Origin of the sequence: Dactylosporangium sp. NPDC000555 (assembly GCF_040300025.1) — a bacterium.
Classification (GTDB): domain Bacteria; phylum Actinomycetota; class Actinomycetes; order Mycobacteriales; family Micromonosporaceae; genus Dactylosporangium.
Genome location: NZ_JBEPDB010000006.1, coordinates 81139 through 96067, shown reverse-complemented (window position 1 = coordinate 96067; position 14929 = coordinate 81139). Strand labels below are relative to the sequence as shown.

Here is a 14929-nt window from a genome sequence, read left to right as displayed (position 1 = left end):
TCGGCCCGCCGGGCGGCTGCCAATACACTCCGGCGCATGGGCCGGACCGCAGCAGCAGGCAGGCGGGCGCTTCTCGTGGCGGCGGTGCTGGGGACGGCGGCGCTTTCCGGGTGTACCGCCGCAAAGAACGCCCGACCGGCGCCCACCGTCGGCGTGAAGGCCTCGCCCACGGGGCTCGCCGCCGGGGCCGGAGAGCTGGCGAAGGGCAGCTACCGGTTCAAGGTGGTGGCGAAGGAGGGCAGCTACGAGGGGCGGATCGACCCGCTCGCGGACCTGCTCGACGCGTCGGTCAGCGTGAGTTCGAGCGGGGCGTCGCTGAAGATCGACACCATCGAGGTGCGGGGGTCCGCATATACGCGGCTGACGGGGCTGCCGCTGCCGGGGTTCGACGGCGGGACCTGGTACCAGGTCGACCCGGCGCGGGTGACGCGGGCGGGCGCGCTCGGGCTCAGCGCGATCAGGGACCCGACCGGGGTACAGGCGCTCGTTGCGGCGACCCACGACGTGCGGCGGGACGGGCGGACGTATCGCGGCACGGTCGACATGACGCGGGTGGTGGCCTGGGGGCCGGCGAACATCGCGCGGGTGCGGCAGCTGGGCGACGCGGCGCGGGCGATCCCGTTCGAGGCCACCGTGGACGAGCGGGACCGCATCACGGGCGTGCGGGTGGACATCCCCGACGACACGGTGGAGGCCACGTACTCCGACTTCGGTGCGCCCGTGACGGTCGAGGAGCCGAAGGGGGCCGAGCGGCTGCCGGACCACCTGTACGGCATGCTGGGGCTCTGACGGGCCAGGCAAGATCAGGCTGGGCGAGACGGTGTTCCGCGTCGCACACTGGCCCGCATGGAGCAGCACCTGTACGAGGCCGAGCACCACGCGTTCCGGGACCTGTGCCGCGAGTTTCTCGCCCGCGAGGCCGTGCCGCACAACGACGAGTGGGAGAAGGCCGGGATCGTCGACCGGGAGATCTGGCGCAAGGCCGGCGCCGTGGGGCTGCTCGGCATGGACGTCGGTGAGCGGTACGGCGGCGGCGGACAGCGGGACTTCCGGTTCAACGCCGTGCTCGTCGAGGAGATCACCGCGGCGGGCGCGTCGGGGCTCGGGTTCGGGCTGCACAACGACGTCGTCGCGCCGTACCTGACGGAGCTGACGACCGAGGAGCAGCGCGAGCGGTGGCTGCCCGGCTTCTGCTCCGGCGACATCGTGACCGCCATCGCGATGAGCGAGCCGGGGGCCGGCAGCGACCTGGCCGGCATCCGCACCAGCGCGGTGCGCGACGGCGACGCCTGGGTGCTGGGCGGGCAGAAGACCTTCATCACCAACGGCGAGCTGGCCGACCTGGTGATCGTGGTGGCGAAGACCGATCCCGCCCGCGGCGCGCACGGCATCAGCCTGTTCGCGGTGGAGACCGGCACGCCCGGCTTCACGCGGGGGCGGCGGCTGGAGAAGGTCGGGCTCAAGGCCAACGACACCGCGGAGCTGTTCTTCGACGACTGCCGGATCCCGGCCGACCACCTGATCGGGCAGGAGAACTCCGGCTTCTACCACCTCACGGCCAACCTGCCGCGGGAGCGCCTCAGCATCGCCGTCGCCGCCGTCGCCGCGGCGGAGCACGTCCTGGCGATGACGCTGGAGTACGCCAGGACGCGGGAGGCGTTCGGCCGGCCGATCGGCAGGTTCCAGCACAACCGGTTCCTGCTCGCCGAGCTCGACACCGAGGTCACGATCGCCCGCACGTTCCTCAACCACTGCATCCTGGAGCAGAACGCGGGGCGGCTCAGCGTCGCCGACGCGGCCAAGGCGAAGTGGTGGACGACGGAGCTGCAGAACAAGGTCGCGGACCGGTGCGTGCAGCTGCACGGCGGCTACGGCTTCATGCTGGAGTACCCGGTCGCGAAGGCATGGCTCAACAGCCGGGTCCAGACGATCTACGGCGGCACCACCGAGATCATGAAGGAGATCATCGGCCGGAGCCTCGGGCTGTGACGTCGCCGGTCGTCACCTCGGCGAGGACGGCCAGGATCAGCGCGGTGGAGGTGGCGCCCGGGTCGGGGTGGCCGATGCTGCGCTCGCCCAGGTAGGAGGCGCGGCCCTTGCGCGCCCGCAGCGGCACGGTGGCGCGGACGCCCTCGGCCGCCGCGTCCGCTGCCGCCCGGGCCGCGGCGCCCTCACCGTCGCCGGCCGCGGCCGAGTAGGCGGCCACCGCCGGGGACAGCGCGTCGATCATGGTCTTGTCGCCGACGACCGCCTTTCCCAGCTGTTGTACCCCGTCCAGCGCCGCCTGCAGGCCGTCGGCGAGCGAGCCGCCCTGCCGCAGGGTCTTGCCCAGGGCGCGGAAGACCGTGCCGTACAGCGGGCCGGACGCGCCGCCGACCTTCGACAGCAGCGTCGTGCCCGTCTTGCCCAGCACGTCGCCCGCGGTCGTCGGCTCGAGTGACGCCAGCGCGGCGTCCGCGGCGTCGAACCCGCGGCGCAGGTTGACGCCGTGGTCGCCGTCGCCGATCGCGGCGTCGAGGTCGGTGAGCCGGTCGGCCTCCGCGCGCACCGCCTCGGCGACGGCGGCGATCCAGGCCCGGGCCAGCGCCTCGTCCATGCTCACGCCCCCCAGCGCAGGGCCGGGGTGCGCACCGGGGCGTCCCACAGCCGCAGCAGCTCGTCGTCGGCCCGGCACACGGTGAGCGACATGCCCGCCATGTCGAGGCTGGTCACGTAGTTGCCGACGAGGGAGCGGGCGATGCGCGCCCCGCCGGAGCCCAGCGCGCGGGAGATCTCGCCGAACATGAGGTACAACTCCATCAACGGCGTGCCGCCGAGCCCGTTGACCAGGACGATCAGCGGCTCGGGCCCGATCGGCTTCGCGGTCAGCACGGCGTCGACGACCAGCGCGGCGATCTCGCGCGCCGGGCGCATCTTCTGGCGGCTTCGCCCGGGCTCGCCGTGGATGCCGACGCCGACCTCGATCTCGTCGCCGGGCAGGCCGAACCCCGGCTTTCCGGCGGCGGGCGTCGTGCACGCGGTCAGCGCGACGGCGAACGACGCGGAGCGCTCGTTGACCAGGCGGCCGGCGGCCGCGACGGCCTCGAGCGTCGCGCCCTCCTCGGCCAGCGCTCCGGCGATCTTCTCGACCAGCAGCGTGGCGCCCGTGCCGCGGCGCCCGGCGGTCCAGGTCGAGTCCTCGACCGCGACATCGTCGTCGACGAGCACGGTCTCAACCCGCAGGCCGTCGTCGTCGGCGAGCTCCGCGGCGAGGGAGAAGTTCATGACGTCGCCGGTGTAGTTCTTCACGACGTGCACGACCCCGGCGCCGGCGTCGGCGGCCCTGGTGGCGGCCAGGATCTGGTCGGGCACGGGCGAGGTGAACACCTCGCCGGGGCAGGCGGCGTCGAGCATCCCCGGCCCGACGAACCCGGCGTGCAGCGGCTCGTGGCCGGAGCCGCCGCCGGAGACCAGGCCGACCTTGCCCGGCCGGGGCGCACCGGCCCGCGCCACGAACTGGGCCTCGAGGTCCACCCGCAGCTCCGGGTGCGCGGCGGCGATCCCGGCGAGCGCCTCCCGGACGACGTCGGCCGGGTCGTTGATGAACTTCTTCATGCCTGCCATTTTGGTGCTACGGCGAGCACATAGCATTGCCGGACATGGGATCAACGGGTGGGCAACCGGTGGGAATCGTCCTCGTCTCGCATAGCGAGCGGCTGGCGCACGGGCTGCGTGACATGCTGGTGCAGGTCGCGGGCGAGGCGGTGCCGATCGAAGCGGCGGGCGGGACCGACGACGGCGGGCTGGGCACCAGCTACGACCGGATTCTCGTCGCCATCGACCGGGCCGACCGCGGCGCCGGGGTCCTCGTGCTGACCGACCTGGGTAGCGCCGTGCTCACCGCGCGTACCGTCCTGGAGGACCGGGTCGCCAACGACGCCGTGCTCGTCGACGCGCCGTTCGTCGAGGGCGCGGTCGCGGCGGCCGTGCTCGCCGGCACCGGCGCCGACCTCGACGAGGTCACGCAGGCGGCGGTGGAGGCCCGCAATGTCCGCAAGCTCTGAGCGCTGCGTGGTGCTGCCCGAGGATCTGCACGCCCGGCCCGCCGGGGCGCTGGTGCGGGTGGCGGCGCGCTTCCGCAGTACGGTCGAAGTGATCTTCAACGAGAAGCGGGCGAACGCTCGCAGCGTGCTGGCGATCATGGGGCTGAACGCGACGGCGGGCTCCACGGTGCGCGTCCACGCGCACGGCGATGACGCCGACGAGGCGGCCGCGGCCGTCGTACTGGCCCTCTCCGCCGTGGCGTAATGACTGGTGCGGGTCGCGGTCCGTACGCGAGGATGACGGCGTGACCCTTGGCGTGACGTCCACCGCAGCGCCCGCCGATGTCGCGTCCCTGCAGCGGCGCACGCTGGGCCTGCTCGTCGGCACGCAGATCGTGGGCGGGCTCGGGGTGGCCAGCGGCGTCTCCGTCGGCGCGCTGCTCGCCGCGTCGCTGGCCGGCCCGTGGGCCGCCGGGCTCGCCGGCAGCTGCGCGGTCATCGGCGCGGCGCTGATCGCGATCCCGGCGACCCGCCTGATGCGCACCGGCGGGCGGCGGCCCGGGCTCGTGTTCGCGTACTCCACCGGCGCCGCCGGCGCGCTGCTCGTCGCCCTCGCCGTGGTCGTCTCCAGCGTGCCGCTGCTGTTCCTCGGCACGCTGCTGTTCGGCGGGGCGAGCGCGGCGAACCTGCAGGCGCGGTACTCGGCCGTCGACCTCGCCGCCTCCGACCGGCGGGCGCGGCAGCTGTCGATCGTGGTGTGGGCCACGACGATCGGGGCGGTGGCCGGGCCCAACCTCGCCCCGCTCACCGATCGGCTGCTGGCGCGGTGGGGTGTGCCGGAGTACGGCGGGCCGTACCTGTTCAGCGCCGTCGCGTTCGGCCTCGGCGCGGTCGTGCTGCTGGCGATGCTGCGCCCGGACCCGCTGCTGACGGCGCGGGGCCTCGCCGGCGAGACCGCCGCTCCCGCGCGGGGCGTCTGGCGGCAGGCGGCCCGCACGATCCGCGACAGTGCCGGCGCCCGGACCGGTGTCGCCGCGGTCGCGGTCGGTCACGTCGTGATGGTCGGCGTGATGTCGATGACGCCGGTGTACATCGGGGCATACGTGCACGACCACGGCGACCTGCTGCGCATCGTCGGCCTGGTGATCAGCATCCACATCACCGGGATGTACGCCCTATCGCCGCTGGCCGGCTGGCTCGCGGACCGCTTCGGGCGCCGTCCCGTCATCCTCGGCGGCGCCGCGCTGCTCGTGCTCGCCTGCGCGCTCAGCGGCACCGCCGGCGAGCACACCTGGCGGCTTTCGATCGGCATGGCCCTGCTCGGGCTGGGCTGGAGCGGCACGATGGTGGCCGGTTCGACCCTGCTCTCCGAGTCGGTACCGCTGGAGCGGCGCGCCGCCGTCCAAGGGCTCTCCGACATCGTCATGGGCGTGGCGGGCGCCTCGGCGGGGGCGCTGTCCGGGCTGGTGGTCGACCTGTTCGGGTTTCCGGTGCTGACCCTGCTCGCCGCGGTCGCGGTGGTGCCGCTCGTCGCCCGCGTCCTCCGTTAGGTTGGCAGGCGTGCGTCTGACGGATTTCTGGCAGCGGCTGGAGCAGGTGTTCGGCCCGGCCTACGCGAAAAGCATCGCCCATGATCACGTGTTGTCGCAGCTGGGCGGCCGCACGATCGAGCAGGCCCTCGCCGGCGGCTTCGAGACCGCGAAGGTGTGGCGCGCTGTGGTCGAGGCATACCCGGAGCGTGTTCCTGCCCGCTTACGCTGATGTTTTTCGGCGTGTCAGCATGTTGATCGTACAGGTGTACGGGTACTCTTCTCGCTGGTCGGGCATCACGCGGCAGTTTTTGTCATACCCGGCGCTTAACGTGTCAGCGTGACCAAGCGAACGCCGACGAAGACCGCGAACCCAGGGGTGACGGACATGGCAGTGCAACCGGACCGGGAGAAGGCGCTGGGGCTCGCCCTCTCGCAGATCGACAAGCAGTTCGGCAAGGGCTCCGTGATGCGGCTCGGCGAGCGCGTCCTGCAGCCTCAGGCGGTGATCCCGACCGGCTCCATCGCCCTCGACGTGGCGCTGGGCATCGGCGGGCTGCCGCGCGGACGGGTGATCGAGGTCTTCGGTCCGGAGTCGAGCGGTAAGACCACCGTCGCCCTGCACGCGATCGCCAACGCACAGGCCCAGGGCGGCATCGCGGCGTTCATCGACGCCGAGCACGCGCTCGACCCCGACTACGCCAAGGCGCTGGGCGTCGACACCGACGCGCTGCTGGTCTCCCAGCCCGACACCGGCGAGCAGGCCCTCGAGATCGTCGACATGCTGGTGCGCTCCGGCGCCCTTGACATCATCGTCATCGACTCCGTCGCCGCCCTCGTGCCGCGCGCCGAGATCGAGGGCGAGATGGGCGACAGCCACGTCGGCCTCCAGGCCCGCCTCATGAGCCAGGCGCTGCGCAAGATCACCGGTGCGCTCAACAACTCCGGCACCACGGCGATCTTCATCAACCAGCTGCGCGAGAAGATCGGCGTCATGTTCGGCAGCCCCGAGACCACGACCGGTGGCCGGGCGCTGAAGTTCTACGCCTCGGTCCGCCTCGACGTGCGCCGCATCGAGAGCCTCAAGGACGGCACCGACGTGGTCGGCAACCGCACCCGCGTCAAGGTTGTCAAGAACAAGGTCGCCTCGCCGTTCAAGCAGGCCGAGTTCGACATCATGTATGGCAAGGGCATCTCCCGCGAGGGCTCCCTCATCGACGTGGGCGTCGAGCAGTCGATCATCCGCAAGTCCGGCGCGTGGTATACGTACGACGGCGACCAGCTCGGCCAGGGCAAGGAGAACTCGCGCAAGTTCCTGCGCGACAACCCGGACGTGGCCGCCGAGATCGAGAAGAAGATCAAGGAGAAGCTGGGTGTCGGCGTCGGCCAGGCGGCCGACGCCGCCGGCGGCCCCGAGGTCACCCCGGTCGACTTCTGACGCACCTCCACCGCCGCGCGGGGCACCGCCCTCGCGCGGCGGAGGTCGCGGTCGTCGCGTGGGCTGACTATGGTCGCTGCGATATGACACTCGTGGTTTCCCGGCCGCGGTGGCGCCGTGGCGCGGCCGTGGTTGCTGCGGCTCGGCGGCGTCGCGCTGTGGGGCGCGGGGTCGCGGTCGCCGATGGCGGTGTCTCGCCGTGGTCGCTGCGGCTCGTCGGTGCCGGCGTTGCGATTGGTCCTCGTTGCGCTCAATGACCACCCGGTGCCGGCCAGGCGGGCCAAGCCGCTTGGCCGGCACCGGGTCTCCCGGGGCCGCGGTCGCCGGTCCGCCGGTGATGTTGCGGGTGGTTCCGGCCTCCGGGCCGGTGCTGTGTCGGAGGTGTGCTGATGGCTGGCGGGGATGACGCCGCCGCTGCCGAGTCCGGGGCCGAGCCCGGGTCGGACGAGGATAACCCGTGGCTCACCGCCGACGACCCGGCACGGCCCGTGCCGCCTCGGCGCGCCTCGGCCACGGCGCCGGTGCTGCCCTGGGACGATCCGGGCGGCGAGAACCCCTGGCTCGCACCCTCGTCCGGCCCGGCAGCCGCCACCGCCTCGGCCCCGCGCGGCGACGCGCCCCCGCCGCGGGCCGGTTCTGCCGGCGGCTTCCCGATCGAGGCTTCCCCGAGCTCCTTCGACGGTCCGCGGACCCCTTCCGGCCGTTTCGACGCCTCTCCGGGCACCTCTTCCGCCCGTTCCGGAGGGGGATCCGGCCGTCCCGATGCCTCCTCGGACCGTCCGGGAATGGGTTCTGGCCGTCCCGGGGCTTCTGCGGGCGGTCGTCCCGGGGTCCCCTCGGACAATCCCTGGCTCTCGGCCGGCGATCCCGGGCCCGAGTCGGCGCCGCGGCCGGCGTGGGAGCCCGGGCCGGACAACCCGTGGGCGGACGCCGACGCATCGCGTTCGGCCTCGACGGGCTCGCCTTCTCGACGTGGATCCGGCCGCGCCTCCTCCTCGCGGGGTGAGGTTTCGTCCTCGTCGCGGGGTTTGCCCGAGCCGTTTTCCCCGCCGGGTGGGGCCTCGTCGGTGCGGGGTGGGGGTTCGTCCTCGTCGCGGGGTTTGCCCGAGCCGTTTTCCCCGCCGGGTGGGGCTTCGTCCTTGTCGCCGGGTTTGCCCGAGCCCTTCTCCTCGCGCGCCGAGGCTTTGTCCTTCTCACGGGGCGAAGTCCAGCGCCGTTCCGCGGATGATCCGGATATTCCGGGAATTCCCGATTCCGGCGGCGAGCGTGAGGGCGGGGGCGGAGGCCGGGACGGGGAACGGCGGGGCAGGCGCGGGGGGCGCGGCCGGGAGCGTCGCGATTCGCCGCCGCCGCCGGCGCCGGTCGATCCGCGGGAGGCGGCGCGGGAGATCTGTCTGCGGCAGCTGGCCGTGCGGCCTCGCACGCGCGCCGAGCTTGCCACCGCCATGCGCAAGCGCGGGGTGGAGGAGGAGATCGCGGCGGAGATCCTCGAGCGGTACGACGACGTCGGCATCATCGACGACGCCGCGTTCGCTCGGGCCTGGGTCACCAGCCGCCACCGCGGACGCGGGCTGGCCCGCCGCGCGCTGGCCGGCGAGCTGCGGCGCAAGGGTGTCTCCGCGGACGAGGTGAGCGAGGCGCTCGAGGAGCTGGCCCCGGAGGTCGAGGAGCAGACCGCGCGGGCGCTCGTGGCCCGCCGCCTGCGCACCGAGACCCGCGGAGGGCCCGAGGCCGTGTTCCGGCGCCTGGTCGGGATGCTCGGGCGCAAGGGGTACCCGGCCGGCCTCGCCATCCGAGTGGTCAAGGAGGTCATGGCCGATCGGGAGGAGTCCGCCGAGTTCGCCGACGGCATCGACCCCGACGCGCTGGCCGACGCCGCGCTCGATCCTGACGCTCAGTAACCAGACGTTCAGTAACCACCGGCCCGTCGCTGCCGCGCCGCTCCCCGTCGCTGCCGCGGCGTCGCCGGCTCCGCGCCGCTCGCTTCTGCGTCGCGGTGTCCGCGCGGCCGGGTCCGTCGGGCGTCATCCGCCGTCCGGCGCGCTGCCACCAGGCCAGGTGTGGACCGCCACCTCGAATGAGGGCCGGCCGCCTTGCCGAATGCCGCTTTGCTTACGTGATGGGCGTCGATGGTGGTGTTGGTAGCGGACACGTTCTGTGGTGGAATGATTGCAGTCTCGGGCGGGGTGTGGGTGCGCTTCGTCGAGCGGAACATTACGCAGGGTGTAACTCGGCGACCGACATGCCGGAAACGTCCGGTCGAATGTCGCCGCTGGGGCGTTTCGGCTGGCAACGGCACTTGGCGGACTTACATCCCGTATGGTGCCCGATCATGAGTCCTTGACCGAAGAGCCCTTCAAGACCTAGCCTCGGCGTTACCAGATGGAGACCGCCCAACCACCGCGGGTTTACCGCACAACATAGATCGCGTCACAGATCAGCAACACTTACCACATTTTGAAGCGGATATGAGCGCCACGCCTTGCGGGAGGCATGGCGCTAGCAGCGACCCAGCAGCGGGGCTTCCTAAGCCTCGATATCGATATTTTTTGATGCACCGTGGTCGGGCGTCTCCTCCACATCACCCGCCGTCGCAGATGCGCGGCGCCGAGCGGAGCGAGGTGACGTCGTGACGGAGTGCGCTCGTGTCATCCTCTGCGACCCCGAAAGCAACGGTGGCCTGTCGGCCACCGGGGCGACCGCGGGACGAGCCCGCAACGGCGAACGGTCCGGCACGGCGCCGGATGCCGACGGCGACGAGGGCGGCGAGGGAAGCCGAACCCCGGGCCCGCGCCTGCGGGCGGTCGCCACCGTGCGTGGCCGGCGCCGGACGGAACCGGCCCGTCGCGCGGCCCCCGACGGGAGCGACCGGCTCGTGGCGTGCGGCGGTCCAGGCGGAACCGCGCCCTTCCGGCTCGAGCGCCGAACCCGGGCCGCCGACCCAAGTAGGGTTGCAACCGGGGGCGGGACCGCCCGTGCGGACAGGGCGGTAGTCGTGAACAGAGCGTGCGGAAACCGGGCGGGCGTGTACCGTGCGGCAGCCGGTGAGGTGGCGGCGTGACTGGATTTCAGATCGCGCTGACGGTGGCGATGACCGTGCTCGGCGTCGTTGTGGTCGTGGTGCTCGTGGTCGCGTTGAAGGTGATCCGGCGGCTCGGGGTGAGCGCGCCAGCGGCGGCGCCGACGGTGGACGATCCCGTCTTCCTCGCCGAGAAGGACCGGCAGGAGCACTCACTGGCGTCGCTGCGTACCGCGGCCGAGGACGCCACGGCGGCCGTCGACGAGGCGCGGGCGGCCGCGGCGGCGGCGCGCACCGAGGCGGCGGCGGCGAAGGCGGAGGCCAGCGCGGCCAGGTCGGAGGCGCGGCGGATCCTCGACGGGGCCCGGGCGGAGGCCGACTCGCTGATCGAGCGCGCGCACCGGCAGGCCGAGACCGACGCCGAGCAGGCGCGGGCGACGGCGCGGCGGGCGGGGGAGCGCGAGGTCAACCAGCTCACCGCGGTGGCCAAGGAGCAGTCGCAGGACGCCGAACGCCGGCAGCGCCGGCTCGACGAGCGGGAGCGGCTGCTGGCCGAGGAGGCCGAGCGGCTGGCGGAGCGGGACCGGCGCATCAGCGGTACCGAAACGGATCTTTCGGAACGCGAAGCGTCCTTTGCCCGGCGGGAGGCCGATCTCGCCGAGGGTGAGGACCGGCACCGCGAGGAGCTGGAGCGCATCGCGGGGCTGACGGCCGAAGCGGCCCGGACCGAGGTCGTCGAGACGATCGAGGCGCAGGCCAAGCGTGAGGCGGCGCTGCTCGTGCGCGACATCGAGAACGACGCGCGCAACACCGCCGAGCAGCGGGCCCGGCACATCGTCGTCGACGCCATCCAGCGGGTCGCCAGCGAGCAGACCGCGGAGAGCGTGGTCAGCGTCCTGCACCTGCCCAGCGACGAGATGAAGGGCCGGATCATCGGGCGCGAGGGGCGCAACATCCGCGCGTTCGAGTCGACGACCGGGGTCAACCTGATCATCGACGACACGCCCGAGGCGGTGCTGCTGTCCTGCTTCGATCCGGTACGCCGGGAGATCGGCCGTCTCACCCTCGAGAAGCTGGTGCTCGACGGGCGGATCCATCCGCACCGCATCGAGGAGGTCTTCGAGCAGGCGAAGCACGAGGTTGAGCGGCTGTGCCACCGGGCCGCCGAGGACGCGCTGGTCGAGGTCGGGATCACCGACCTGCACCCCGAGCTGATGACGCTGCTCGGACGGCTGCGGTATCGGACCTCGTACGGCCAGAACGTCCTCAAGCACCTCGTCGAGACCGCTCACATCGCCGGCATCATGGCCGCCGAGCTGCGCCTGGACCCGGCGCTGATCAAGCGGTGCGCGTTCCTGCACGACATCGGCAAGGCGCTCACCCACGAGGTCGAGGGCAGCCATGCGCTGATCGGCGCCGATGTCGCGCGCAAGTATGGCGAGCACGACGAAGTCGTTCACGCGATCGAGGCGCATCACAACGAGGTCCTGCCGCAGACCATCGAGGCCGTCCTGACGCAGGCGTCCGACGCGTGCTCCGGCGGCCGCCCGGGCGCGCGGCGGGAGAGCCTGGAGGCGTACGTCAAGCGCCTCGAGCGCATCGAGGAGATCGCCGGCGGCAAGTCCGGCGTGGAGAAGGTCTTCGCGATGCAGGCCGGGCGTGAGATCCGGGTCATGGTCCGGCCCGACGACGTCGACGACATCGGGGCGGCGGTGCTGGCCCGCGACGTGGCGAAGCAGATCGAGGAGGAGCTGACCTACCCGGGGCAGATCCGCGTCACGGTCGTGCGGGAGTCACGGGTCACCGAGATCGCCCGCTGACCGGCACTGCGGATCAGGGCTGGATCACCGACTCCTTCACCATGTACTTGCCCTGCACCTTGTACGCCCAGATCAGCGGATTCGGCGCCGACAGGTTGCCGCTGCCGTCGAACTTGATCTGGCGGCCCGTGGCCGCGCCCTTGGCGTTGTACGTCGACAGGAAGTCGACCATCTCGTCGCGGGTACCCTTGCCCGCCAGGAAGCCGGCCAGGAAGACGCCGGCCGCGTCGTACGCCTCCGGGCCGTAGTAGCTGGCCTGCGCGCCGAACGCACCCTGGTACTTCGACGCGAAGTCGCCGCCCGCCTCCTTCGACGGCACGCACGGGCAGGTGACGATGACGCCCTCGGCCTTGCCCTCGGTGTTCTTGACGAAGCCCTGCGTGAACAGCCTGTCCGAGCCCACGACCGGCAGGTCGGGCTTCGCTGTCCGCAGCGCCTTCACGAAGGCGATGCCGCCCTTGGACTGGCCCGCGAAGTAGACGGCGTCCGGGTTGGAGTCCGTGACCTGCTTGACCTCGGAGGTGAAGTCGGTGTCGGTCTCGTGGATCTGCACTGTCAGGCCGGTGGCGCTGCCCAGCTCGTTCGACACCTGCTGGCGCCCGACCCTGCCGAAGTCCGAGTCGTCGTACACGATCGCGGTCTTCTTCGCCTTGAGGGTGTTCCTCAGGTACCGCGCGCCCGCTCGGGCCTGGTCCTCGTCGGAGCCGATGATCCGGTGGAACATGGCCCAGCCCTGCTTGGCGAGCTTCTCGCCGGGCGCGAACGGCACGATCATCGGCACGTTCGCCCTGTTGAGGATCGGGCCCGCGGCGAGGATCTCGTTGTCGTACACCGGGCCGACCACGCCGATGACCTCCGGGTCGCCGACCGCGTTCTGCGCCTGCTTCCTGCTGCCCTCGTCGGTGCCCGTCGTGTCGAACTCCTTGAAGTCGACGCGGCAGTTCGAGTGCGTGGCGTTGAAGTCGTCGATGGCCAGCTTGACGCTGTTGCGCATCATCACGCCGTCGTCGGAGTTGTCGCCGCTGGACGTGCCGATGTATCCGATCTTGTGCCCGCACGCAGGTGATACGGCCGGCGCCGCCTGTTTCGACGGATCGCCGCCGCCCCCGCCCTCGTTGCCGTCCCTGTTGAGCCAGACGATCCCGCCGATGACGAGCAGGAGCGCGAGGGCGCCAACGCCGGCGGCCGCGATGAGTCCGCCGTTGCGCTTTCGCGGCGGTAGTACCCCGGGCGGCGCGTACCCGCCGGAGACAGGCTGCCCCGGCATCGGCTGCAAGGGCATGGGTTGGGCGGGCATGGGCTGCGCGGAGCCGGGTGCCTGCCACGCCGGGGCGGGGCCGGCCGGCGGCCCGGTCACGGGCTGCGGCGGCGCGACCGGCGGCCGCGGCTGCGCGTAGGCGGCGGGCTGAGTGGGCACGGCGGGCACGGTAGACATCGCGGGCTGCGCCGGCGGGCGCTGCTGCGGCGGGAAGGCCGGGTGCTGCTTGGGCGGGAAGCCGGCCGGGTGCTGCGGCGGCGGCGAGGTGGGCTGCGACGGTACAACCGGCGGCACGACCTGCGGTACAACCGGCGGCGCGGCCGGCGGAGACGTGGGCTGCGGCGGCACCGCCGGCATCGAGCTCGTCTGCAGCAGCGGCGGCAGGTGCGGCGTGTTCGACGGCATCGAGAACGCCGGCGACACCGGCTGCCCGGAGACGGGGGAGGCCGACACCGGCGCTGCGGCGACGTCTCCGCTCGGCTCGAGGCCGGGGACGCCCGAGATCGGCGGCCCGGAGATCGGCGAGGGGGCACCACCGGCGACGCCCGACACCGGGGCGCGCCCGGTCGGCGGGGCCAGGTGCAGCGCGCCCTCGGCGACGACCAGTTCCGGCTGCTCGATCGCGGTCGGCGCGATCCCCATCGCGCGGTGCAGCAGCGTAGCCGCCAGCGGGATCCGGCTGGAGCCGCCGACCAGGAACACCGCCGACACCGGGCGGTCGCCGAGCGCTGCGGCGGTCACCGCGATCTGGGTCGCCGTGACCGTGCGGTCCAGGATCGGCCGGGCCAGCTGCTCCAGCTGCTCGCGGCCGATCGGCACGCTCTCGTCGAACAGCGGCACGTGGACATACGTGGTGGCGGCCCGGCTGAGCATCTCCTTGGCCAGCCGCGCGTCCTCCCACAGCTGCCAGGCGGTCCGCCGGTCGGTCTCGCTCTCCGGGTTGGTCAGCCGGCGCCACTGGTCGCCCTCGCGGCCGGTGAAGTTGCGCCCGAGGTACGCCACCACGGCCGCGTCCACGTCGAGCCCACCGGCGTCGGGCAGCCCCTCGCTGGCCAGCACGTCGAAGCCGCCGCCCGCGTTGCGGCGCACGACGCTCGCGTCGAACGTGCCGGCGCCGAAGTCGTAGACGACGGCGATGCCGCCGACCGGCACGTGGGTGCCGACCGTGCCGACGAAGTACGAGGCGGCGGCGACCGGCTCGGCGGACAGCAGCGGCGCCGGCAGCCCAGCCGCGACGGCGGCCTGGGAGAGGGTCTGGCGCCGCTGCGGCGGCCAGGTCGCCGGGTGGGTGATCATCACCTGCGACGGCTTCGCGCCGGCGACCCGCTCGGCCTCGGTCGCGACCCGGCGCAGCACGCTCGTGACGAGCTCGCCGACGGGCACGTCCCGCTCGCCGAGCCAGACGGTGCCCTCCTCGACGCGGCGCTTCGGGTAGGGCTCGAACCGGTGCGGCTGCAGCCGCGCGGAGTGCACGGCGTCGCGACCGGTCAGGATGGTGCCGTCGGCGTTGACATACACCGCCGACGGCAGCAGCGGCGAGCCGTCGAAGAGCAGGGGCTTGGCGCGCCCGTCCGGCCAGCGCAGCACCGCGACCGTGTTCGAGGTCCCGAAGTCGATGCCCAACCTGAAGCCGCTGTCCGCCACCCGCGCAGCGTACGCAGTGGGCGCAATGTTGCCAATGTCCACGCTAGCGCCTGTTTCATGGCTGAGGCGGGGCTGCGGCGGGCCCAGATTCCGCCTGGCGGCGTCCCGCGCAAGCCCGGTTACAACACCGGTAGCCTGGCTCCGCGGGCCACCACCAGACGAAATCTGGACTCCGCCTCGCTCCCACCCCAGCTATGAA

At 72.8% G+C, this 14929-nt stretch carries 12 protein-coding genes; 9 read left to right on the top strand and 3 right to left on the bottom strand.

The window, feature by feature from the left end:
* Nucleotides 1–36 precede the first annotated feature (36 nt).
* Nucleotides 37–789: a hypothetical protein gene (locus ABT297_RS06630; protein ID WP_350545447.1), complete on the top strand. Its 753-nt coding sequence runs from the start codon at nt 37–39 to the stop codon at nt 787–789.
* Nucleotides 790–846: 57 nt separating this feature from the next.
* Nucleotides 847–1989, top strand: a complete 1143-nt coding sequence (locus ABT297_RS06625; RefSeq protein WP_350545444.1) for an acyl-CoA dehydrogenase family protein — start codon at nt 847–849, stop codon at nt 1987–1989.
* Here ABT297_RS06625 and dhaL read toward each other — a convergent pair.
* Nucleotides 1964–2596 carry a dihydroxyacetone kinase subunit DhaL gene (gene dhaL, locus ABT297_RS06620; protein ID WP_350545567.1) on the bottom strand — a complete coding sequence of 211 codons (633 nt, stop codon included), beginning with the start codon at nt 2594–2596 and terminating at the stop codon, nt 1964–1966. The genes ABT297_RS06625 and dhaL overlap by 26 nt on opposite strands.
* A 2-nt stretch (nt 2597–2598) precedes the next feature.
* Nucleotides 2599–3594, bottom strand: coding sequence for a dihydroxyacetone kinase subunit DhaK (gene dhaK / locus ABT297_RS06615; RefSeq protein WP_350545442.1), 996 nt, complete (start codon nt 3592–3594; stop codon nt 2599–2601).
* A 68-nt stretch (nt 3595–3662) separates the two neighbouring features.
* Here dhaK and dhaM point away from each other — a divergent pair, with 68 nt between their 5' ends.
* The 7 genes from dhaM (at nt 3663) to rny (ending at nt 11828) form a co-directional block, all read left to right on the top strand.
* Complete coding sequence (dhaM, locus tag ABT297_RS06610; RefSeq protein ID WP_350545439.1) at nt 3663–4043, top strand: dihydroxyacetone kinase phosphoryl donor subunit DhaM; 381 nt, start codon at nt 3663–3665, stop codon at nt 4041–4043.
* The gene (locus ABT297_RS06605; protein WP_350545437.1) at nt 4027–4287 is read left to right on the top strand and encodes an HPr family phosphocarrier protein; all 261 of its coding nucleotides are present in this window, start codon (nt 4027–4029) and stop codon (nt 4285–4287) included. The genes dhaM and ABT297_RS06605 overlap by 17 nt, the downstream gene beginning before the upstream one ends.
* 40 nt (nt 4288–4327) lie before the next feature.
* Nucleotides 4328–5572: an MFS transporter gene (locus ABT297_RS06600; RefSeq protein WP_350545435.1), complete on the top strand. Its 1245-nt coding sequence runs from the start codon at nt 4328–4330 to the stop codon at nt 5570–5572.
* Nucleotides 5573–5582: 10 nt separating this feature from the next.
* The gene (locus tag ABT297_RS06595; RefSeq protein WP_350545434.1) at nt 5583–5783 is read left to right on the top strand and encodes a DUF3046 domain-containing protein; all 201 of its coding nucleotides are present in this window, start codon (nt 5583–5585) and stop codon (nt 5781–5783) included.
* Nucleotides 5784–5939: 156 nt separating this feature from the next.
* The gene (recA, locus tag ABT297_RS06590; protein WP_350545432.1) at nt 5940–6989 is read left to right on the top strand and encodes a recombinase RecA; all 1050 of its coding nucleotides are present in this window, start codon (nt 5940–5942) and stop codon (nt 6987–6989) included.
* Nucleotides 6990–8233: 1244 nt separating this feature from the next.
* Nucleotides 8234–8890: a regulatory protein RecX gene (locus tag ABT297_RS06585; RefSeq protein ID WP_502885514.1), complete on the top strand. Its 657-nt coding sequence runs from the start codon at nt 8234–8236 to the stop codon at nt 8888–8890.
* 1189 nt (nt 8891–10079) lie between these two features.
* Nucleotides 10080–11828: a ribonuclease Y gene (gene rny, locus ABT297_RS06580; RefSeq protein WP_502885513.1), complete on the top strand. Its 1749-nt coding sequence runs from the start codon at nt 10080–10082 to the stop codon at nt 11826–11828.
* Nucleotides 11829–11841: 13 nt separating this feature from the next.
* Here the strand turns inward: rny and ABT297_RS06575 are convergent, their stop codons facing one another.
* Nucleotides 11842–14730 carry an ABC transporter substrate-binding protein gene (locus ABT297_RS06575; protein WP_350545429.1) on the bottom strand — a complete coding sequence of 963 codons (2889 nt, stop codon included), beginning with the start codon at nt 14728–14730 and terminating at the stop codon, nt 11842–11844.
* Nucleotides 14731–14929 lie beyond the last annotated feature (199 nt).

Excerpts from the sequence above, each read along its gene's own strand:
- ABT297_RS06630 (WP_350545447.1), top strand. The coding sequence starts at position 37 with ATGGGCCGGACCGCAGCAGCAGGCAGGCGGGCGCTTCTCGTGGCGGCG.
- ABT297_RS06625 (WP_350545444.1), top strand. The coding sequence starts at position 847 with ATGGAGCAGCACCTGTACGAGGCCGAGCACCACGCGTTCCGGGACCTG.
- dhaL (WP_350545567.1), bottom strand. The coding sequence starts at position 2,596 with ATGGACGAGGCGCTGGCCCGGGCCTGGATCGCCGCCGTCGCCGAGGCG.
- dhaK (WP_350545442.1), bottom strand. The coding sequence starts at position 3,594 with ATGAAGAAGTTCATCAACGACCCGGCCGACGTCGTCCGGGAGGCGCTC.
- ABT297_RS06605 (WP_350545437.1), top strand. The coding sequence starts at position 4,027 with ATGTCCGCAAGCTCTGAGCGCTGCGTGGTGCTGCCCGAGGATCTGCAC.
- recA (WP_350545432.1), top strand. The coding sequence starts at position 5,940 with ATGGCAGTGCAACCGGACCGGGAGAAGGCGCTGGGGCTCGCCCTCTCG.
- rny (WP_502885513.1), top strand. The coding sequence starts at position 10,080 with ATGACCGTGCTCGGCGTCGTTGTGGTCGTGGTGCTCGTGGTCGCGTTG.